Here is a 21,517-nt window from a genome sequence, read left to right as displayed (position 1 = left end):
CCGTTACTGCCTGATGCGTTCCATGATGTCGCCGAAATCTTCGAGACTTTCCTTGACCCCCTCTACCCCGCCGGCCAAGCTTTTGACCGCTTTATCAAGCTCGGCATCCAGACTACCGAGTGTTTGTCTCAAGGCCCGATCCATGCCTTCACCAAACTCTTTGAAGCCGTTACCCAGCACACCACTGATATTTTCCAGGTACTCATACACTTCACGATTAAGCGCCTGCATCCGCTCACTTTGAACCTTCAGGTCCTGAAGGTATTGGCTACGGCCGCTAGCTTCCCCTTGTGCGCTTGCAACAACGCCTTCGATCACTGCCAAGGTTTTCGCCAGTGCTTCACGATTGTTCCGGTAGTCTGCAACTACAGTGTTTAACTCACGGGATGCTTGAGCGAGTTCAGTTCCTGCACCCTGGACTGTCCCCATCAAACCTGCGGTCGACTCACTGGCGCGAGCAACGCTCTGTCCAGCCGTTTCGAACCGCTCTGCCGCCATCCGCATCTTGTCAGCACCTTGCTGCATGCTCTGTAAGTGCTGTTCTGTTTGAGCACTCAATGCTTTAACGGTATCCTGCGCAGATTTTTGTTGCTCTGTAACTGTTTGCAGCAATGCCTTTACTTGTTCATCTAATCCACCCACCAAATCGCGGGTACCTTGATGCAGATCAGCCTGTGCAGCACGGGTCGACTGATCCATCTGCTGCTGACCATGTTCCAGTTGCTTGAACACCGCCGAAAGTTGCTCACCCAGCACCTCAACGGAGCCGGCAATTTTCGCCATGGTTTCCTGTTGCCCTTGGCCAATGTTCTGCTTGATCGACTCAACAAAGGCCTGAAGGTTCTCAGCCATCGCCTGTTGGCGAGCCTCACTTTCAGCGAACAGTTTTTCTAACTGTTGTGCCATCCGAGCCCCTGCGTCCTCGCCTTCATTACCGATACGGGCAATCGAAGTCTGGAGATTGACAAGCATCTCGTTCATCCCCGCCTGCATGGCGCTTTGTCCGGCCTGCATATCAGAGAGCAACTTTGCAATCATGGTTGAGCTGTTTTGAGTAGAGGACTCGCTCGCCGAACGCATATCTTGAATAAGCGTGGAAAAGCCTTGCTGCATCGATTGCATTGCAGCGACAGACTGCCCCATCAATTCGTGCAGCCCATTGAATTGCTGACCGAATGTACCTTCCAACTTTTTCATGAAGGCAACCAGAACATCCTGAAGAAGATTCTGCACTTGCCCTGACTGTTCGCCACTAGCGGCCTGAACCGCGCCCGCGATGGCTTCAAGGGGGGATTTGAGACTGTTTTCAATTGCACCGCTCACCTGATCGGCCAGCAACTGACCAGAGTCACGGTAAGTGGCCGATAAGGTATCGGCTAATTTGAGGCTTTCCCGAACTTGGGTATCAACCAGGTTCTGCAGCATCTCACGCAAGTCAGTGACCAGACTGTCCTTAAGCTGACGCGTCTGCACCGAGCTTTCTGCACTCGAACGTACAAGCTCTGCCAGGTACTCCTCGCCAACGCCACTGTCGAACAGACCATCGATGGTTTCGTTGAATGTCTCAAGGTGCTTGTAACAACGGCCGAGGCGCCACTTCTCAGTGATCGTCACAGCAATAGAGGCCATAATCGAAATGAAAGAGCCTATGAAAGCAAACAATACATCCTTTAAAAGCTTGTCGACGCTACTGTTGACCAGTTCAGGTGTACTGGGGTCAAAATGCTGCAGCCCTAGCATCAGACCAAAAAAAGTCCCGACAATACCGATGCCCGTCAAAATGCCCGGCAGATGTTTATAAAACTCTGTTCCGAGTGGGGTATCAATGACGCTTTGAGGTGAAAAAAAGTGTGCTGCGCCGGCGGTAGCACGCGAGCGGACGAGTACTTGCTCACCTTCCGAAAGCTCAAACTGGTCATGCAATGTTTCGGCGTACTCCCGCCAGGAGTGCTCAAGATTGGTCCCCTTGAATAGGCTCTCCAATTCAGTTCGACGCTGAGGAGCCGCTAGAGAGCGCACTTTTAGCAAATGTGCGGTCAGCTTCTTTAGCCTGCTGCTTAGGCGAAATGACCGGTAGAAATATCGAACTAGGTACCAAGTACATAAGACGGTGACAAATCCAACCACTATCTTGGGCGCGATGAGCTGTTCGGAGCTCGCTGCGCTCCATAAATGTACCAGTGTCGAAAAATCCATGTTTCCAGCCTTCGATTAGCAATATCTTGACGTTCAGGATGCCCAGCTCAACCCACTGGAGCATCCATCGCCATACCTATTGGCAATCGATGACAGCACTTTGCTTGGCAATTTTTCATGGGAAAAACGAAGGAACGATGGGAGAACGACAAAACGTTCTATCCCATGGGGAACCTTCCTTGGACAACTGCTAGAAAATCATGTCCTTGTGCCAGCACCTTAGCCTGAGCCATAACCGCCGTAAAGCTGGACACGATCAAAGGATCTTGGGCGAAGAGAAGCTACAAAGCTCTGTGATGGTGCTCTGAAAGGTGATGCAGCAAAAGGCAGGAGTACCACTCCGCACCTTTAGTACTTGCGCCAATACTGTTTGCATGTGGAATGCAGAGTATGGAAACGATAAATAGACCACCGTGAACCTGTAGAGGTGTTCGGACGGTGCTCCATCAGCAATGGTGACCTTACAGTCCCCTTCGCCGGCAAGCGCCTCAGAGAGAAGCGCTCAATGCCGTATTCAATCTTTAGAAGGGACTCTTCACAGCAAATCAGTCTCAAGCGCCCCCAACCCCACCAACTTCTCCGGATTCCGCATGATAAAGACGCGGTTCACCCGCCCCTCTACGTCATACCCAAAACTCACCACTGCAACCACCTCCCCCTCCGCCCGCACCACCACCCCACGCCCACCATTGATCTCCACCTCCTGCCACTGATACTCCCGCAAGTACCGGCTCAACGACTCGCCCACAAACGCCAGCACCGCCTCCAACCCATACAAGGTCTCGCGAATGGCGCTGGCTTTGCCGCCGCCATCGGCACACAGCTCGACGTCTTCGGACAGCATGGCGGCCAGGCCTTGGGTCGAGCCGCTGGTGATGGCGCTGTGGAAGGCGCTCAGCAGTTGTTCCTGGCGTGAGGGGTCTGGCTGGTAACGCGCTTGGGTGTTGCCCAGGCTGGCTTTGGCGCGGGAGACCAGTTTGCGGCAGGTAGCTTCCTGGACGCCGAGGGTATGCGCAACTTGGGGGTAGTCCAGGTCGAAGATGTCGTACAGCAGGTAGGCGGCGCGTTCCTTGGGGGTCAGGCGTTCGAGCAGGAGCAGGAAGGCGGTGGACAGCGACGAGGCCAGTTCATGGCTGTGTTCGGGGGAGTCGTGGTGCAGGGTGTGGATCGGTTCTGGCAGCCAGGTGCCGACGTAGTCCAAGCGCGAGCGCTGGGCCGAGCGCAGCAGGTCGATGCAGTGCCGGGTGCAGGCGGTGGTCAGCCAGGCGGCCGGGGTGGCGATGGAGGCCTTGTCGGCCTCCAGCCATTTGATGAACAGGTCCTGCACCACGTCCTCGGCCTCGGCGCGCGAGCCCAGGAGGCGGTAGGCCAGGCCCAGCAGGAAACTGCGACGGCTTTCGAACACCGTCGTGTCATCGATTCGATCCATCCTCAGTGCCTCGACACCTGCAAGCGATTCCACAGGTTGATCATGCCGATATCGGCCGTCAAGGCGGCGATCTGCGCTTCGCTGAAATGTTCGCGCAGGGCGGCGCGCAACGGGCCGAAGTCGGTGTCTTCGCGCAGCACGGTGAGGGCTTCGGTCCAGGCCAGGGCGGCGCGTTCGGCAGCGTTGAAATCGCTGACATGGCGCCAGACCACCAGGCGGTCCAGGCGCTCGTTGCTTTCGCCGTCTTCACGGGCCTCGCGGGTGTGCATCTTCACGCAGAAGCCGCACTGGTTGATCTGCGAGGCGCGCAACACCACCAGGTGGTGCAGCTTGCGGTCCAGGCCGTGGGCGTCGATCAGGCCGTGGACCTGGCCCAGGCTTTCGAAGATCTCGGGGATGGTTTGCAGCAGGTTGACGGCTTGGGTCGGGTGGCTGGATGACATGGGGTGGCTCCGTTATTTGAGGGATACACCGACATGACGGGCCAGCCTGGCGGTTTGTGACGGGGTGGTGGAAAAATAATTCGGGCTCCGATAAGGCGGCTCAAACCGCCTGAGGATTCAGCGCATAAAACTCATGCAACTTGGCCTGCAGCAGCTTCTTGTCCGGCAGCTGTGTCTGGTACTCGGCGATCAATGCGGGCGAGAGTGAGCGGTTGAGGGCGTACTCGACCACCTCGTCGTCCTTGCTGGCACAGAGCAGCACGCCCAGGGCCGGGTTCTCATGGGGTTTGCGCACCTGGCGGTCCAGCGCCTCCAGGTAGAAATCCAGCTTGCCCAGGTGTTCCGGTTCGAAGCGCCCGACCTTGAGTTCAATGGCCACCAGGCAATTCAACCCACGATGGAACAGCAGTAGGTCCAGCACAAAATCGCGCCCGCCGACCTGCAGGGGGTAGCGCGAAGCGACAAAACAGAAGTCCCGCCCCATTTCGATCAGAAAGTCTTTCAGTTGCTGCACTAACCCACTGTGCAGGTCGGCTTCGCTATGCCCCTGGGCCAGGTCGAGAAACTCCACTACATAGGCGTCCTTGAACACCTTTAGAGCTTCTGGGTGAATTTGTCTCAACGCTGTCGAGACTTTTGCCGGTCGGGTCAGCGAGCGCTCGAAGAGGGCCGATTTGATCTGGCGCTCCAGCTCCCGACGCGACCACTGCTCCTGAACCGCCATGCGCAGGTAGAACTCACGTTCCTTAGGCTGTTTGCTCTGCCCAAGAACGACCAGGTTGTGGCTCCAAGACAATTGTCGCACCAGTGGTGCGACTTTCTTTTCACCCCGATAGACCTCATAAAACTGGCGCATACGAAACAGATTGGCTCGGGTAAAACCCCGCAACCCCGGCTGCTGCCGCGCAAGATAATCGGCCAATTGCCGGACCACCCCATCGCCCCACTCCGCCGCCTCGATCTTGCGGCTGATATAGGCGCCGACCTGCTAATACAGCTCCACCAGTTCGGTGTTCACCGCCCGCACCGCCCGTTGACGCGCGGCGGCGATCATTTGCGCCACTTCGTTGAAGGCCGCATCGGTGGAGGGCCGTGCTTGATTCATAAAAAGGGTCCTGCCTGAAGGATGTAGTCCACCATCATCAGGCGGCCCTCAAGCAACGTGCAGTCAGCCGCTTCTCTTTCTATTGAGCGAAATTTCCTGGATTGAGCAACGCCGGCAGCTCTGTCACCCCGGCATACACTCAAAATCCCGCACACTCGCCACCTGTTTCCCCTTCCCGTCATACAACCGCGCCCGCACCTCGGTGCCCAGGGTCGATTCCACCAGCTTGTAATGCTCCCCCGCCTGGAAGTTCGGGTAGCTCACGTGTCCGCGGCAGTCGATCTGGTTGGAGTCGCCGCCGACTTCTTCGAACAGGGTCACATCCAGGCGGTGGGCGCCGGGCTGGACTTCGAAGTAGCGGCCGTCGTCGACGTTCTTGCCGTCGACCCGTTCGGCCAACAGGTCGCTGGAGCCCTCTTCTTCGAGGCTGATCCAGGCTTGCCTGGGGTCGGGCTGGGGCATCGGGCCGGCGCAGGCGGACAACAGCAGCACCAGGCTCAGGGCGGGAATCAGCAACAGGGGTTTGGCATTCATGGCAGCTACCTCGGCAGTAAAAAAATCGACACCGGGCGAAGCGAAAAAAGCAGTCGCGCCGGATTGCCCTCCAGCTTGTCGAGGCCCCATGCGGAGGACAAATGAATCCCCGTGAAAGGAAATTCAGGCCTTACCTAAAACTTCCTTCACCTGGCTGAAAGCCGCGTGTTAGGTGGGTCGCCGGAGACTGCCGAGCCTTGTTTCCGCCTCGGAGGTCCACCCCATGCTCGGGCTGGTCAAGACCGCTCTGCTCAAGCCCTACACGTTTATCGTGCTGGCGATTTTCATCTGCATCATCGGGCCGCTGGCGGCCCTGCGTACCCCCACCGATGTGTTCCCCGATATCGGCATTCCGGTGGTGGCGGTGGTCTGGCAGTACACCGGCCTGTCGCCGGACGCCATGGCCGGCCGGGTGATCTACACCTACGAGCGCTCCCTGAGCACCACGGTCAACGACATCGAGCACATCGAGTCGCAATCCTTGCCGGGCATGGGCATCGTCAAGATCTTCTTCCAGCCGGGGGTGGATATCCGCACCGCCAACGCCCAGGTCACGGCGGTGTCGCAAACCGTGCTCAAGCAGATGCCGCCGGGCATCACCCCGCCGCTGATCCTCAACTACAGCGCCTCGACCGTGCCGATCCTGCAGATGGCTTTCTCCAGCCCGACCCTGTCGGAAGCGAAAATCCGCGACCTGGTGCAGAACAATATCCGCCTGCCCCTGAGCTCCGTGCCCGGGCTGGCGATGCCGACGCCCATGGGCGGCAAGCAGCGGCAGATCACCCTCGACCTGGACCCGCAGGCGCTGGCCGCCAAAGGCCTGTCGGCGCAGGACGTGGGCAACGCCCTGGCGGCGCAGAACCAGATCATCCCGGTGGGCACCGCCAAGCTGGGTGGCAATGAATATACGGTGCTGCTGAACAACAGCCCGAGCGCCATCGACGAGCTCAACGACCTGCCGATCAAGACCGTCGACGGCGCGCCGATCACCATCGGCCAGGTGGCCCATGTGCGCGATGGCTCGCCGCCGCAGAGCAATATCGTGCGGGTCGACGGCCACCGCGCGGTGCTGATGCCGGCGCTGAAGAACGGCAATATCTCCACCCTGTCGATCGTCGATGGCATCCGCCAGATGCTGCCGCGCATCGACGAAACCCTGCCGCCGGCGCTGAAGACGTCGCTGCTGGGCGACGCCTCGGTGTTCGTCAAGCAGTCGGTGGGCAGCGTGGCCCGGGAAGGCATCATCGCCGCGCTGCTGACCAGCGCGATGATCCTGCTGTTCCTCGGCAGCTGGCGCTCGACCCTGATCATCGCCGCCTCGATCCCCCTGGCGGTGCTCGCGGCCATCGCCCTGCTCGCCGCCAGCGGCCAGACCCTCAACGTCATGACCCTCGGTGGGCTGGCGCTGGCGGTGGGGATCCTGGTGGACGACGCCACGGTGACCATCGAGAACATCAACTGGCACCTGGAACAGGGCAAGGCGGTGAAGGCCGCGATCCTCGACGGCGCCAAGCAGATCGTCGGCCCGGCCTTCGTCTCGCTGTTGTGCATCTGCATCGTCTTCGTGCCAATGTTCCTGTTGCAGGGCGTCGCCGGTTACCTGTTCCGGCCCATGGCCCTGGCGGTGATCTTCGCCATGGCCAGTTCGTTCATCCTCTCGCGGACCCTGGTGCCGACCCTGGCCCTGTACCTGCTCAAACCCCATGTGCCGGAAGCAGGCCCAGGGCATCACCCGGAAGACGCGTTCATCAACCACCACGAGGGCGAGCAGCACGCCCGGCCACGGCATGCGCTGGTGCGCGGGCTGCTGGGGTTCCAGCAGGGGTTCGAGCGGCGCTTCTCCAACGTGCGCGACACCTACCACGGCCTGCTGAGCCTGGCCCTGGCCCATCGCAAGCGCTTCCTGCTGGGTTTCCTCGCCTGTGTGCTGGCCTCCTTCGCCCTGCTGCCGAGCCTCGGCCAGGACTTCTTCCCGGCCACCGACGCCGGCGCCCTGGCCCTGCATGTGCGCCTGCCCCTGGGCACGCGGATCGAGGAAAGCGCGGCGGCCTTCGACCGCATCGAGGCGCGGATTCGCGAGGTGATTCCGCCGGAGCAACTGGACAGCGTGATCGACAATATCGGCATCCCCCTGAGCGGCATCGACATGGCCTACAGCAGCAGCGGCACCATCGGCCCGCAGGACGGCGACATCCAGGTCACCCTCAAGCCCGGCCACGCGCCGACCGCCGACTACGTGAAGCAATTGCGCGAAGCCCTGCCGGAAAGTTTCCCCGGCAGCCAGTTCGCCTTCCTGCCGGCGGACATCAGCAGCCAGATCCTCAACTTCGGCGCGCCGGCGCCGCTGGACGTGAAAATCTCCGGCCCCGACAGCGCCGCCAACCGCGCCTATGCCCTGGAACTGCAACGGCGCCTGCGCCATGTGCCGGGCATCGCCGACCTGCGCATCCAGCAGTCCACTGGCTACCCGTCGCTGGCGGTCAAGGTCGACCGGCTGCGGGCCAACGGCCTGGGGATTACCGAGCGCGACGTGACCAACAGCATGGTGGCCTCCTTGGCCGGCAGCTCCCAGGTGGCGCCGACCTTCTGGCTCAACCCGCAGAACGGCGTGTCCTACTCGATCGTCGCCGCCACCCCGCAGTACCGCCTGGACAGCCTGCCGTCCCTCGAGGCCCTGCCGGTGACCGGCAGCAACGGCCAGTCGCAGATCCTCGGCGGCCTGGCCAGCATCTCGCGAGTGGACAGCCCGGCGGTGGTCAGCCACTACAACATCCAGCCCACCCTGGACCTCTACGCCAATGTGCAGGGCCGCGATTTGGGCGGCGTGGCCCGGGATATCCAGAAAGTCCTCGACGCCAGCCAGGCGCTGCGGCCCAAGGGCACGACCCTCAGCCTGCACGGGCAGATCGACGCCCTGCATGAAGCCTTCGGCGGCCTGAGCCTGGGCCTGCTCGGTGCCGTGGTGCTGATCTACCTGCTGATCGTGGTCAACTTCCAGTCCTGGCTCGACCCGTTCGTGATCATCACCGCGCTGCCGGCGGCCCTGGCCGGGATTGTGTGGATGTTGTTCCTCAGCGGCACTTCGCTGTCGGTGCCGGCGCTGACCGGGGCCATCCTCTGCATGGGCGTGGCCACGGCCAACTCGATCCTGGTGGTGAGCTTCTGCCGCGAACGCCTGGCCGAACACGGCGATGCCCTGAAGGCCGCGCTGGAGGCCGGCTACACGCGCTTTCGCCCAGTGTGCATGACCGCCCTGGCGATGATCATCGGCATGCTGCCGCTGGCCCTGTCGCAGGAGCAGAACGCGCCCCTGGGCCGCGCCGTGATCGGCGGCCTGATCCTCGCCACCACCGCCACCCTGCTCTTCGTTCCCGTGGTGTTCAGCCTGGTCCACGGGCGTCACCCCACTCGCGCTGTCGCTGGAGAAAGTACCCATGTCGCCTGAACACACCCCCTCGCGCAAACGCCTGCTGTGGCTGGGCATCGGCGGCCTGACCCTGGCCGCCCTGCTGGTGGCCAACGGCCTGGCCGCGCGTACCCGCCATGAACGCGCGGTGGCCGCCTGGACCGAAACCGCCGCCGTGCCCCAGGTGCTGGTGTTGCAGCCGCAGCCGAACCGCCAGGGCGACACCTTGCGCCTGCCGGCGCACCTGGAAGCCTGGAGCAAGGCGCCGATCCACGCCCGGGTCAGCGGCTACCTGAAAAGCTGGAACAGCGACATCGGCGCCAAGGTTCAGGCCGGGCAAGTCCTCGCCGAGATCGACAGCCCCGACCTCGACCAGCAGCTGGCGCAGGCCCACGCCCGGCTGGTGCAGGAACAGGCCAATGCGCGCCTGGCGCAGACCACCGCCGTGCGCTGGCAGAACCTCGTGGCCAGCCACTCGGTGTCGCGCCAGGAAGCCGATGAAAAAACCTCCAATGCCGCGGCCGCCAAGGCCAATGCCGAAGCGGCCGCCGCCGACTATGCGCGGCTCTCGGCCCTGGAGGCCTACAAGACCATCCGCGCGCCCTTCGCCGGCACCATCACCGCGCGCCACACCGATATCGGCCAGTTGATCAAGGCCGACAACGACAGCGACCCGCAGCTGTTCGACCTGGCCGACACCCACAAGCTGCGGCTCTACGTACCGGTACCGCAGAACTACGCCAGCGTGATCCGCCCCGGCCTTACAGCCGAGCTGACGGTGCCGGAACACCCCGGCCAGCACTTCAGCGCGCGGCTGATCGGCGACTCCACCGCCATCGACCAGCGCTCCGGCACCCTGCTCGCCCAGTTCGTCGCCGACAACCCCGACGGCGCGCTGCTGCCCGGCGACTATGCCGAGGCCGCCCTGGCCCTGCCCACCGACACCCGGGGCCTGAGCATCCCGGCCAGCGCCTTGATCTTCCGCGCCCAGGGCACCCAGGTGGCGCTGCTCGACGAGCACAACCGCGTGCACCTGCGCGACATCCATATCGGCCTCGACCTCGGCGCGCGGCTGGTGATCGACCAGGGCCTGCAAGCCGCCGACCGGGTCATCGACAACCCGCCCGATGCCCTGCGCGAAGGCGACCTGGTGCAACTGGCCGACGCCGGAGGTGAGCATGCGCCCAAGGCTTGAACCGCTTGCCGTGTTGCTGTTGCTGGCCTTGCAAGGCTGCTCCCTGGCGCCCGGTTACCATGTGCCGCCTGTGGAACTGCCGGCCCACTACCGCGAACAGACCAGCGACGGGCCCTGGCATCCGGCGCAGCCGGCGGATCAGTTGGCCAGCCAGTGGTGGCTGCTGTACCAGGACCCGCGCCTGGATGACCTGCAACAGCGCCTGCTCAAGGCCAACCCGGACCTGGCGGCGGCGCTGGCGCACTTCGACGCGGCCCAGGCCTACGCCAGCCAGCTGCATGCCGGGCTGTTCCCGCAGATCAGCGCCAGCGGCCAGTCGCTGCGCCAGCGCCAGTCGGACCACCGGCCGTTGCGCGGCAGCAGCCAGCCTTCGGTGTACAACAGCGACACCGCGGGTTTCTCGCTGAGCTTCGACCCCGACCTGTGGGGGCGGATTCGCAACCAGGTGGCCGCCGGCGATGCCCAGGCCCAAGCCTCGGCCGACGATCTGGCGGTGGCGCGCCTGAGCCTGCAACAGCAGCTGGCGAGCCTGTATGTGCAGCTCAATGGCCTGGATGCGCAGCGTGCGATCCTCAGCCAGTCCCTGGACGATTACGCCCAGGCCCTGCAACTGACCCGCAGCCGCTACCAGGGGCAGATCGCCTCGGAGCTGGACCTGACCCGCGCGCAAAGCCAGCTGGCCAGCGCCGAGGCCGAGCTGGACGAAGTGCGCGGGCAACGCAACCTCACCGAACACGCGATCGGCGAACTGGTGGGCGAGCCGGCCAGCCAGTTCCAGTTGCCCGCGGCCACTCAGGCACTGACCCTGCCCGATGTGCCGCCACAACTGCCCAGCACCCTGCTGCAACGCCGCCCGGACATTGCCGCCGCCGAACGCCGGGTGTTCGCCGCCAACGCCAACATCGGCGTGGCCCGGGCCGCCTGGTACCCGGACTTCAGCCTCACCGGCCTGCTCGGCGGGCAGACCCAGGGCAGCGGCAACCTGCTGGCGGCGGGCAATCGTTATTGGGCGCTGGGGCCTTTGGTCAACCTGCCGATCTTCGACGGCGGCCGCCTGAGCGCCAACGAACGCCAGGCCCACGCCGAATTCGAGGAAGCCGCCGCCCATTACCGCAGCCAGGTGCTGCGGGCAGTGCGCGAGGTGGAGGACAACCTGGGGCAGTTGCGGGATTTGCAGCAAGAGGCGCTGGACCAGCAGGCGGCGGTGAATGCCGCCGAGCATACGCAGACTTTGGCCATGAACAGCTATCAGGCGGGGGCGGTGAGTTATCTGGAGGTGGTGACGGCGCAGACGGTGGCGTTGCAGGCGCAGCGGGGGTTGCAGGCGCTGCAGACCCGGCGGTTGCAGGCGAGTGTGGGGTTGGTGGTGGCGTTGGGTGGGGGGTGGAAAGCTGGCGCCTGAAACCGGAGGCAGGGCTATAGAAAGCTCGATATTGCGTGCTTGCTATCACTCGACCGTACAGCAGTCGTGAACCTCAATCCTCCTATGTACATATCCATTCCTGCGGTCACGGCGGCTTACGGTTCCGCTCTTACAGCGGGTCACTTTGGAAAGTCCGGAAGCCGGCCCAGCCCAAAGTAACCAAAACGCCCTGCCCCTGGCGTCCGGTCCTCGCCAAGGCTCGGATTCCCTCGCTCCGGTCCTGCTCCGTGGGCCACCGCCCCAGGCCATCCATGGCCTGGGGCGGCTAACTCGGCATCCCTGCCGAGTTGCCCACTGCGCAAAACCTCCACTCGGCCTCCCGATGGGGCAAACAATCAAAAGCAACGCGAGGCGGCCTACCGGCCTGGATTCAACGGTGATCCCTGTAGCCGCTGCCGCAGGCTGCGATCGGCCCGAAGGGACGCCAAGCCTGTATCCACGGTTTGCCTGATATACCGCAGCGCCTGGTTTTACGGGCGCTTCGCGCCCGATCGCAGCCTGCGGCAGCGGCTACAGGAGATACGGCGATCATCCGTCCACCATCAACCGCAATATCGCTTTTGCTCTCACTTCCACTACAGCTCCAGCTTTGGCTTTGGCTTTGGCTTTGGCTTTGGCTTTTGATCTTGATCTTGATCTACCCGCCCCTTTCCCAGAGGCCGAACGCAGGTCTTGCGCAGGGGCCCGAAGCAGGACCGGAGTGAGGGAATGCCGAGCACTAGCGAGGCACCGAATGGTGGGGCGAGACCTTTTGGTTACTTTTGGCTGGGCCGGCATCCCGGGCGTTTGCCAAAAGTGACCCGCCGTCAGGGCGGAAGCCTAAGTGGCCGTGACCGCAGAAACGGATATGTACCCCGTCCAACATCACCAGCGAAACCACTACCGCTATCGCCAGTTCAGCCTCGCTCCTACAGAAGCATGCGATCTTCTTCTGTAGGAGCGAGCGGGCGGCGATCCGACTTGCCCGCGATGGCGTCCGTGCAAACACCCCAATTCTGGCTCAGGCCACCCGCTGCCCCTTGGCCACCGCCTGGGACGCCGCCAGCATCGCCCGCAGCAACACCGCGCAGCCGGCGGCGAGGTCGTCGGGGTCGGCGTTTTCGATTTCGTTGTGGCTGATGCCGCCTTCGCAGGGCACGAAGATCATCCCCGCCGGGCCCAGCTCGGCAACGAAGATCGCGTCGTGCCCGGCGCCGCTGACGATGTCCATATGGGACAGGCCCAGCCCCTGCGCCGCCTCGCGCACCGCGTCGACGCAGATCTTGTCGAAATACAGCGGCGGAAAGTCCGCGGTCGGTTGCAGGTCGAAGGTCAGGCCATGTTCTTCGCAGGTGCTGTCGATCACCTGGCGCACCTCGGCGATCATCGAATCCAGGCGCGCCGGTTCCAGGTGCCGGAAGTCCAGGGTCATGCGCACCTCCCCCGGGATCACGTTGCGCGAACCGGGATAGGCCTGCAGGCAGCCCACGGTGCCGCAGGCATGGGGCTGATGGCCGAGGGCGGCGCGGTTGACCGCGGCCACCACCGCCGCCGCGCCGACCAGGGCGTCCTTGCGCAGGTGCATCGGGGTCGGGCCGGCGTGGGCTTCGACACCGCGCAGCTTCAGGTCGAACCATTTCTGGCCGAGGGCGCCGAGTACGACGCCGATGGTTTTCTTCTCGTCCTCGAGGATCGGCCCCTGCTCGATATGGGCTTCGAAGTAGGCCCCCACCTTGTGCCCGCTGACCTGGCGGCTGCCGGCATAGCCGATGGCGCTCAGCGCAGCACCGACGCTCACGCCCTCGGCATCGGTCTTGGCCAGGGTTTCTTCGAGGGTGAATTTCTCGGCGAACACCCCGGAGCCCATCATGCACGGCGGGAAGCGCGAACCTTCTTCGTTGGTCCACACCACCACTTCCAGTGGCGCTTCGGTTTCCACCCCGAGGTCGTTGAGGGTGCGCAGCACTTCGAGCCCGGCCAGCACGCCGAAGCAGCCATCGAACTTGCCGCCGGTGGGCTGGGTGTCGATATGGCTGCCGGTCATCACCGGCGGCAGCTGCGGATTACGCCCGGCTCGGCGGGCGAAGATGTTGCCGATGCCATCCACCGTGACCGTGCACCCCGCCTCCTCGCACCATTGGACAAACAGGTCGCGGGCCTGGCGGTCGAGGTCGGTCAGGGCCAGGCGACAGACCCCGCCCTTGACCGTGGCCCCGAGTTTCGCCAGCTCCATGAGCGACTGCCACAAGCGGTCGCGGTTGATGTGCCGGTGGCTGGATTGCAGAACGTCGACGGCAGCGTTCATGGTGATCTCCTCAGGCTTTTCTGGTTGTCGTTGACGAGGTCGGGCTCGTCTTGGGTGCTGTGGTGTCTGGTGGATCGCATCGCGCAAAAAAGCGACACGGCCCCTTGTAGGAGCGAGCTTGCTCGCGATAAACGTGCAAACAACCTTGTCTGCCTGTTGGATCGCGTTATGTCTGCTGGCCAATCGCGAGCAAGCTCGCTCCTACAGGGTCCGTCCATTACACCGGCGTCTTGGCGGTCGCGGTTCGCGGGCTGCCCAGGCTGCACAGCCCGTAGTAAATGATCCCGCCCAGCGCCGAGCCGGTGAACCAGCCGTAGCTGTAGAACCAGCTGAACGCATCGCTGCCCAGGGACAGCAGGGTCAGCGCCACCGGCACGCCAAAGGCGATAAAGCCGTACCCGTTCCACGCCGGGTACACGTCATCGCGGTACAGCCCGGCCAGGTCCAGCTGCTGTCTGCGGATGATGAAATAGTCCACCACCATGATCCCGGCAATGGGCCCCAGCAAGCTGGAGTAACCCAGCAACCAGTTGGAATACACGGTTTCCAGGCTCACATCCGAGACCAGCAGGCCGAGCTTTTTCAGCAGTTCATGGGCCATCAGCGCCAGGCCGACGAGCCCGGTGAGGATCACCGCCTGGGTGCGGCCGATCAGCTTGGGCGCGATGTTCTGGAAGTCGTTGGTGGGCGAGACGATGTTCGCCGCGGTGTTGGTCGAGAGCGTGGCGATGATGATCAGCGCCATGGCCAGGGCCACCCAGCCGGGGCTCTGGATATGGCCGATCAGGCTCACCGGGTCGGAGACGGTGACGCCCACCAGTTTCACCGAGGCGGCGGTCATCACCACCCCCAGGGCGGCGAACAGGAACATGGTCAGCGGCAGGCCGAAGATCTGCCCGAGGATCTGGTCCTTCTGGCTCTTCGCGTAGCGGCTGAAGTCCGGGATATTCAGCGACAGGGTAGCCCAGAAACCGACCATCGCCGTAAGCCCGGCGAAGAAGTAGCTGTAGACGCTCGCCCCTTCCGGACGCTTGGGCGGCTGCGCCAGCAGTTCGCTCAGCGACACATTGGGCAACGCCCACACCAGCAGCCCCGCGCCCACCAATACCAGCAGCGGCGCCGACAGGGTTTCCAGCCACTTGATCGACTCGGCGCCGCGCAGCACCACCCACAGGTTGAGGGTCCAGAAGAGCATGAAGCCGATCACTTCGCCGGTGCCGCCCAGGGCCTTCCAGCCCTCGAAGATCGAGCCGAGGAACAGGTGGATCGCCAGGCCGCCGAACATCGTCTGGATGCCGAACCAGCCGCAGGCCACCAGGGCGCGGATCAGGCATGGCACGTTGGAGCCGATAACGCCGAAGGACGCCCGCAACAGCACCGGGAACGGTATACCGTACTGGGTGCCGGCGAAGGCGTTGAGGGTCAGGGGGATCAGCACCACGATATTGGCCAGCAGGATCGCCAGCAGCGCCTCGCCCACCGTCAGCCCGAAATAGGCGGTGAGCACGCCGCCCAGGGTGTAGGTCGGCACGCAGATCGACATGCCGACCCACAGCGCGGTGATGTGCCATTTGTTCCAGGTGCGCTCGTGGACCTTGGTCGGCGCGATATCGTGGTTGTAACGGGGGCTGTCGAGCACGTCGCTGCCGGCGTCCAGCTCGTACAGGCCGGCACGCTCGGTCACTTGAGATCTGTTCTGTTGCATGGCCGCTCCACTTTTTCTGATTATTTTTGCTCATCAGGCGGGCCGGCAGACGTGCTGCCAGCCCGGCGATGGCCGGAGAACTGACGACTTTTACCGACCGGCCATCCTGTCGACGGCGGCACTCAATAAGCGTGCCGGCTGGTCCATCGACGGTGCTCCACAGTCGGTAAAATCCATGTAAACAACTGATGTTTCTTCAGTTTTATTCTGAACAACTTCCTGTCCGAGATAACTTGCCGGTTCACTCAGGCCGAATGCCGGGCAAGTTGTCCAGCGGGTCAGGACTCAATCTGGTGCACGCAAAATTTTTTCAAACTTTCGTATGGGCCACAGGCCTCCTTCAAGCGGCTGATTTCACATAGGAAATCTTGCTCATATTTAGATCCTGTCAAGTGCGTCAAAATGGTGAAAGGCTGCACCATTTTGCGGATTCTTAATTTTAATCCTTATATTTCAATAGCTTAATATCTATACAGGCTTATAAAAAATAATCTTGCCGATTGATTGAACAGCAGCTAGTTTTTATTCCTGACACCGCTGACAGGAATAAAGATTCCGCAGCCTGCTTATTACAAGAACACCAGAACCGGCATAAGCCGGTCATGCCTGCGAGGAACTCGGAATGTCTCTGTTGATCCGTGGCGCCACCGTTATTACCCATGATGAAAGTTATCAGGCCGATGTGTTGTGCGCCGACGGCGTGATCAAGGCCATCGGCCAGAATCTGGGCAACAATCTGGACAGTCCCGCAGGCTGCGAAGTGCTCGATGGCAGTGGCCAATACCTGATGCCCGGCGGCATCGACCCCCACACCCATATGCAACTGCCCTTCATGGGCACCGTGGCCAGCGAAGACTTCTTCAGCGGCACCGCGGCGGGCCTGGCGGGCGGCACCACCTCGATCATCGACTTCGTGATCCCCAACCCGCAGCAGTCCCTGCTGGAGGCCTTTCACCAATGGCGCGGCTGGGCCGAGAAGTCGGCATCGGACTACGGCTTCCACGTCGCCATCACCTGGTGGAGCGAGCAGGTGCGCGAGGAAATGGCCGAGTTGGTGAGCCGGCACGGGGTCAACAGCTTCAAGCATTTCATGGCCTACAAGAACGCGATCATGGCCGCCGACGACACCCTGGTGGCGAGCTTCGAGCGCTGCCTGGAACTCGGCGCCGTGCCGACCGTGCACGCGGAGAACGGCGAGCTGGTCTACCACCTGCAACGCAAGCTGCTGGCCCAGGGCATCACCGGGCCGGAAGCCCACCCGCTGTCGCGCCCTTCCCAGGTCGAAGGCGAAGCCGCCAGCCGGGCCATCCGCATTGCCGAAACCCTCGGCACGCCGCTGTACCTGGTGCACGTCTCGACCCAGGAGGCGCTGGACGAAATCGCCTATGCCCGCGGCAAGGGCCAGCCGGTGTACGGCGAAGTGCTGGCCGGGCACCTGTTGCTGGACGACAGCGTGTACCGCCACCCGGACTGGCAGACCGCCGCCGGCTATGTGATGAGCCCGCCCTTCCGCCCTCGCGGGCATCAGGACGCGCTGTGGCACGGCCTGCAAGCGGGCAACCTGCACACCACCGCCACCGACCACTGCTGCTTCTGCGCCGAGCAGAAAGCCGCCGGCCGCGACGATTTCAGCAAGATCCCCAACGGCACCGCCGGCATCGAAGACCGCATGGCCGTGCTCTGGGACGAAGGGGTGAACAGCGGGCGCCTGTCGATGCAGGACTTCGTCGCCCTGACCTCCACCAACGCCGCGAAGATCTTCAACCTCTACCCACGCAAGGGCGCGATCCGCGTCGGCGCCGATGCCGACCTGGTGCTCTGGGACCCGCAAGGCACGCGGACCATCTCGGCCAAGACCCACCATCAGCAGGTGGACTTCAACATCTTCGAAGGCAAGACCGTGCGCGGCGTGCCCAGCCACACCATCAGCCAGGGCAAGCTGGTCTGGGCCGACGGCGACCTGCGCGCCGAACGCGGCGCCGGGCGCTACATCGAGCGCCCGGCCTACCCGGCGGTGTTCGACCTGCTGAGCAAGCGTGCCGAGTTGCATAAGCCGACGGCCGTTAAACGCTGAGCCCGGGGGCCTTGCCCCCTATCGCGAGCAAGCTCGCTCCTACACAAAACGACGTCTCCCTGTAGGAGCGAGCTTGCTCGCGATCCGGGCGCTCGCGCCCGGTAGACAAACAATGCCCATCAGAGGCAATCGATAAAAAAACCGTGAGGCCCGAACCGTGATCAAGACCCTGAACCACTTGCCCCGTCCCCGGGAGGATGGCGCCACCCTCGCCGGCCATTTCAGCGACCTGGCGCCGCCGCTCAACGACCGCCAGGCGCACCTGGAAGCCTCGCGCTGCCTGTATTGCTACGACGCGCCGTGTGTCAACGCTTGCCCCAGCGAGATCGACATTCCCTCGTTCATCCGCAATATCCACACCGACAACGTGCAGGGCGCGGCGCAGAAGATTCTCTCGGCCAATATCCTCGGCGGCAGCTGCGCCCGGGTGTGCCCGACGGAGATCCTGTGCCAGCAGGCCTGCGTGCGCAACAACGCCCAGGAATGCGCGCCGGTGCTGATCGGCCTGTTGCAGCGCTACGCGGTGGACAACGCGCACTTCAGCCAGCACCCGTTCCAGCGCGCCGCCGCCACCGGCAAGCGCATCGCCGTGGTCGGTGCCGGGCCGGCGGGGCTATCGTGCGCCCACCGTTGCGCCCTGCACGGCCATGAGGTGGTGATATTCGAGGCCCGGGAAAAAGCCGGCGGCCTCAACGAATACGGGATCGCCAAGTACAAGCTGGTGGACGACTTCGCCCAGAAGGAGCTGGAGTTCCTGTTGCAGATCGGCGGCATCGAGATCCGTCACGGGCAGAAGCTCGGCGACAACCTGAGCCTCACCGACCTGCACCAGCAGTTCGACGCGGTGTTCCTCGGCCTGGGCCTGGCCGCCAGCAAACAGCTGGGCCTGGCCCACGAGGACGCCCCCGGCCTGCTGGCCGCCACCGACTACATCCGTGAGTTGCGCCAGGCCGACGACCTCACCCGACTGCCCCTGGCCGACCGCTGCATCGTCCTCGGCGCCGGCAACACGGCGATCGACATGGCGGTGCAGATGGCCCGCCTCGGTGCCCGCGATGTCAACCTGGTGTACCGCCGCGGCGTCGAGGACATGGGCGCCACCCGACATGAACAGGACATCGCCAAGGCTAACCAAGTGCGCCTGCTGACCTGGGCCGCGCCCGAGGAAGTGCTGCTCGACGCCCAGGGCCGGGTGCGCGGCATGCGCTTCGCCCGCACCCGCCTGGTGGAGGGCCGCCTGCAAACCACCGGGGAAACCTTCGAGCTGGCCGCCGACGCGATCTTCAAGGCCATCGGCCAGGCGTTCGACGGCGCCGCGCTCGGCGACCCGCTGGCCCGCGAACTCAAGCGCGCCGGCGAACGCATCGAGGTCGACGAGCAACTGCGCACCAGCATCCCCGGGGTGTATGCCGGCGGCGACTGCGTCAGCCTCGGCCAGGACCTCACCGTCCAGGCGGTGCAACATGGCAAGCGGGCCGCCGAGGCCATGCATGCCCAACTCATGCTCAACGTGGAGGCTGCGTAAATGGCCGATCTGTCGATTGTGTTCGCCGGTATCAAGGCCCCCAACCCGTTCTGGCTGGCCTCCGCGCCGCCGACCGACAAGGCCTACAACGTGGTCCGCGCCTTCGAGGCCGGCTGGGGCGGCGTGGTCTGGAAAACCCTGGGCGAGGACCCGGCGGCGGTCAACGTGTCGTCACGCTACTCGGCGCACTTCGGCGCCAACCGCGAAGTGCTGGGCATCAACAATATCGAACTGATCACCGACCGTTCCCTGGAGATCAACCTCAAGGAAATCACCCAGGTCAAGAAGGACTGGCCGGACCGCGCGCTGATCGTGTCGCTGATGGTGCCCTGCGTCGAGGAGTCGTGGAAAAACATCCTGCCGCGGGTGGAAGCCACCGGCGCCGACGGCATCGAGCTGAACTTCGGCTGCCCCCACGGCATGCCGGAACGCGGCATGGGCGCGGCGGTCGGCCAGGTGCCGGAGTATGTGGAACAGGTCACCCGCTGGTGCAAGACCTATTGCTCGCTGCCGGTGATCGTCAAGTTGACGCCGAACATCACCGACATCCGCATGGCCGCCCGCGCGGCCCATCGCGGCGGCGCCGACGCGGTGTCGCTGATCAACACCATCAACTCGATCACCAGCGTCGACCTGGAACGCATGGTCGCCAACCCCATCGTCGGCAGCCAGAGCACCCACGGCGGCTACTGCGGTTCGGCGGTCAAGCCGATTGCCCTGAACATGGTGGCCGAGATCGCCCGCGACCCGCAGACCCAGGGCCTGCCGATCTGCGGTATCGGCGGCATCGGCAGCTGGCGCGACGCGGCGGAATTCGTCGCCCTGGGCTGCGGCGCGGTGCAGGTGTGCACGGCGGCGATGCTGCATGGTTTCCGCATTGTCGAGGAGATGAAGGACGGCCTGTCGCGGTGGATGGACAGCCAGGGCTACGGCAGCCTGCAGCAGTTTTCCGGCAAGGCCGTGGGCAACACCACCGACTGGAAGTACCTGGATATCAATTACCAGGTGATCGCCAGGATCGACCAGGACGCCTGCATCGGCTGCGGCCGCTGCCATATCGCCTGCGAAGACACCTCGCACCAGGCCATCGCCAGCCTCAGGCAGGCCGACGGTACGCATAAGTACGAGGTGATCGACGCCGAATGCGTGGGCTGCAACCTGTGCCAGATCACCTGCCCGGTGCAGGACTGCATCGAGATGGTGCCCCAGGACACCGGCAAGCCATTTCTCGACTGGCAGCATGATCCGCGCAATCCGTATCGCGAGGCGGTTTGAGGTTCGCCGGGTAAATATCATTGGCTGGACTGACGTCATCGCGAGCAAGCTCGCTCCTACAAGGTACGCATTGTCCTGTAGGAGCGAGCTTGCTCGCGATGGACGTAAAGGTTGACGCCTGCCCCTTGTAGCCGCTGCCGAGCCCCGGCGAGGCTGCGCTCGGCCGCGCAGCGGTCGCCAAACCAGGCACCGCATTCTTGCTGACAGACTGCATCGGCAGGTTTGGCGAGGACTGCGTCCTCGATCACAGCCTCGCCTGGGCTCGGCAGCGGCTACAGGTTTCGTGAACGCCTCGCCGTATCAGGGCTCCAGCCCAATCCCGCGCAAAATCACACTGGTCACGGTCTGCACTGCCTTTTCGAACTGCATGTCCGACAGCGGCTGGTGCTCGTTGATGATCATGATCTGGTGGTCGAAGTCGGCGTAGTGCTGGGTCGAGGCCCAGATCATATACAGCAGGCTCGACGGCTCCACCGGCAGGATGCGTTGGTCTTCGACCCACTGGCGGATCTTCGCTTCCTTCATCTTCGCCCAGTCGTACAGGCTGGCATCCAGCGCCTCGCCCAGGGTCGGCGCGCCGTGGATGATTTCGTTGGCCCAGACTTTCGAGCCATAGGGCCGGCTGCGGGAATGGTTCATCTTGGCGCGGATGTAGCTGCTGAGCACCACCCGCGGGTCGTCGAACATCTCGAAGCACAGGGCGTCCTGCTTCCACAGTTCCAGCAGCTCCAGCAGCACCGCGCTGTACAGCTCGCTCTTGGTGCTGAAGTAGTAATGCAAGTTGGAGCGCGGCAATTGCACTTCGGCGGCGATATCGGCCATGGCGGTGCCGCTGAAACCTTTTTCGGCGAATACCTTTTCCGCCGCCAGGAGGATCTTCTCGACGTTGCTGCGACGGATCTCGATCTTGTGATTGCCCATAT

Annotated in this window: 13 protein-coding genes and 1 pseudogene; 6 read left to right on the top strand and 8 right to left on the bottom strand. The window is 63.4% G+C overall.

All coding sequences use genetic code 11. From position 1 onward, the window contains the following. Positions 1-3: 3 nt before the first annotated feature. The 5 genes and pseudogenes from zorA1 to IF690_RS12480 form a co-directional block, all read right to left on the bottom strand. Positions 4-2,196, bottom strand: a complete 2,193-nt coding sequence (gene zorA1, locus IF690_RS12500) for a type I Zorya anti-phage system protein ZorA1 (RefSeq protein ID WP_202700296.1) — start codon at positions 2,194-2,196, stop codon at positions 4-6. Between the two features lie 535 nt (positions 2,197-2,731). After that, complete coding sequence (sigJ, locus tag IF690_RS12495) at positions 2,732-3,625, bottom strand: RNA polymerase sigma factor SigJ (protein WP_202700295.1); 894 nt, start codon at positions 3,623-3,625, stop codon at positions 2,732-2,734. A 2-nt stretch (positions 3,626-3,627) separates the two neighbouring features. After that, a complete protein-coding gene (locus IF690_RS12490; RefSeq protein ID WP_103331037.1) occupies positions 3,628-4,068 on the bottom strand; it encodes a carboxymuconolactone decarboxylase family protein in 441 nt (146 codons plus the stop codon). A 100-nt stretch (positions 4,069-4,168) separates the two neighbouring features. Beyond that, positions 4,169-5,173, bottom strand: a pseudogene (locus IF690_RS12485) (PDDEXK nuclease domain-containing protein). Positions 5,174-5,296: 123 nt separating this feature from the next. Beyond that, positions 5,297-5,707: a PA0061/PA0062 family lipoprotein gene (locus IF690_RS12480; protein ID WP_202700294.1), complete on the bottom strand. Its 411-nt coding sequence runs from the start codon at positions 5,705-5,707 to the stop codon at positions 5,297-5,299. A gap of 223 nt (positions 5,708-5,930) precedes the next feature. On the opposite strand from IF690_RS12480, the gene IF690_RS12475 reads away from it, so the two are divergent. Genes IF690_RS12475 through IF690_RS12465 form a run of 3 tightly spaced genes read left to right on the top strand, consistent with a single transcriptional unit; the run spans position 5,931 to position 11,710 of the window. Next, positions 5,931-9,152, top strand: coding sequence for an efflux RND transporter permease subunit (locus IF690_RS12475; protein WP_202700293.1), 3,222 nt, complete (start codon positions 5,931-5,933; stop codon positions 9,150-9,152). Further along, positions 9,142-10,308: an efflux RND transporter periplasmic adaptor subunit gene (locus IF690_RS12470; protein WP_202700292.1), complete on the top strand. Its 1,167-nt coding sequence runs from the start codon at positions 9,142-9,144 to the stop codon at positions 10,306-10,308. Before IF690_RS12475 ends, IF690_RS12470 begins: the two co-directional genes overlap by 11 nt. Beyond that, complete coding sequence (locus IF690_RS12465; protein ID WP_202700291.1) at positions 10,292-11,710, top strand: efflux transporter outer membrane subunit; 1,419 nt, start codon at positions 10,292-10,294, stop codon at positions 11,708-11,710. Before IF690_RS12470 ends, IF690_RS12465 begins: the two co-directional genes overlap by 17 nt. A 1,021-nt stretch (positions 11,711-12,731) precedes the next feature. Here the strand turns inward: IF690_RS12465 and IF690_RS12460 are convergent. Together IF690_RS12460 and IF690_RS12455 are read right to left on the bottom strand one after the other, a co-directional pair. Beyond that, positions 12,732-14,015, bottom strand: a complete 1,284-nt coding sequence (locus tag IF690_RS12460) for a Zn-dependent hydrolase (RefSeq protein WP_202700290.1) — start codon at positions 14,013-14,015, stop codon at positions 12,732-12,734. A 217-nt stretch (positions 14,016-14,232) separates the two neighbouring features. Continuing rightward, positions 14,233-15,720, bottom strand: coding sequence for an NCS1 family nucleobase:cation symporter-1 (locus tag IF690_RS12455; RefSeq protein ID WP_202700289.1), 1,488 nt, complete (start codon positions 15,718-15,720; stop codon positions 14,233-14,235). A gap of 622 nt (positions 15,721-16,342) precedes the next feature. On the opposite strand from IF690_RS12455, the gene hydA reads away from it, so the two are divergent. The 3 genes from hydA to preA all read left to right on the top strand — a co-directional run bounded on the left by hydA (position 16,343) and on the right by preA (position 20,594). Continuing rightward, positions 16,343-17,794, top strand: a complete 1,452-nt coding sequence (hydA, locus tag IF690_RS12450) for a dihydropyrimidinase (RefSeq protein WP_202700288.1) — start codon at positions 16,343-16,345, stop codon at positions 17,792-17,794. Between the two features lie 157 nt (positions 17,795-17,951). Continuing rightward, a complete protein-coding gene (locus IF690_RS12445; RefSeq protein WP_202700287.1) occupies positions 17,952-19,319 on the top strand; it encodes an NAD(P)-dependent oxidoreductase in 1,368 nt (455 codons plus the stop codon). After that, positions 19,320-20,594: an NAD-dependent dihydropyrimidine dehydrogenase subunit PreA gene (preA, locus tag IF690_RS12440; protein ID WP_202700286.1), complete on the top strand. Its 1,275-nt coding sequence runs from the start codon at positions 19,320-19,322 to the stop codon at positions 20,592-20,594. Between the two features lie 300 nt (positions 20,595-20,894). Here preA and IF690_RS12435 read toward each other — a convergent pair whose 3' ends face one another. Then, positions 20,895-21,515 carry a TetR/AcrR family transcriptional regulator gene (locus IF690_RS12435; RefSeq protein ID WP_007922198.1) on the bottom strand — a complete coding sequence of 207 codons (621 nt, stop codon included), beginning with the start codon at positions 21,513-21,515 and terminating at the stop codon, positions 20,895-20,897. Positions 21,516-21,517 lie beyond the last annotated feature (2 nt).

This window comes from Pseudomonas sp. SK3(2021) (assembly GCF_016772375.1).
Lineage (GTDB): Bacteria > Pseudomonadota > Gammaproteobacteria > Pseudomonadales > Pseudomonadaceae > Aquipseudomonas > Aquipseudomonas chlororaphis_I.
This window is presented reverse-complemented; position numbering and strand designations above follow the sequence as displayed.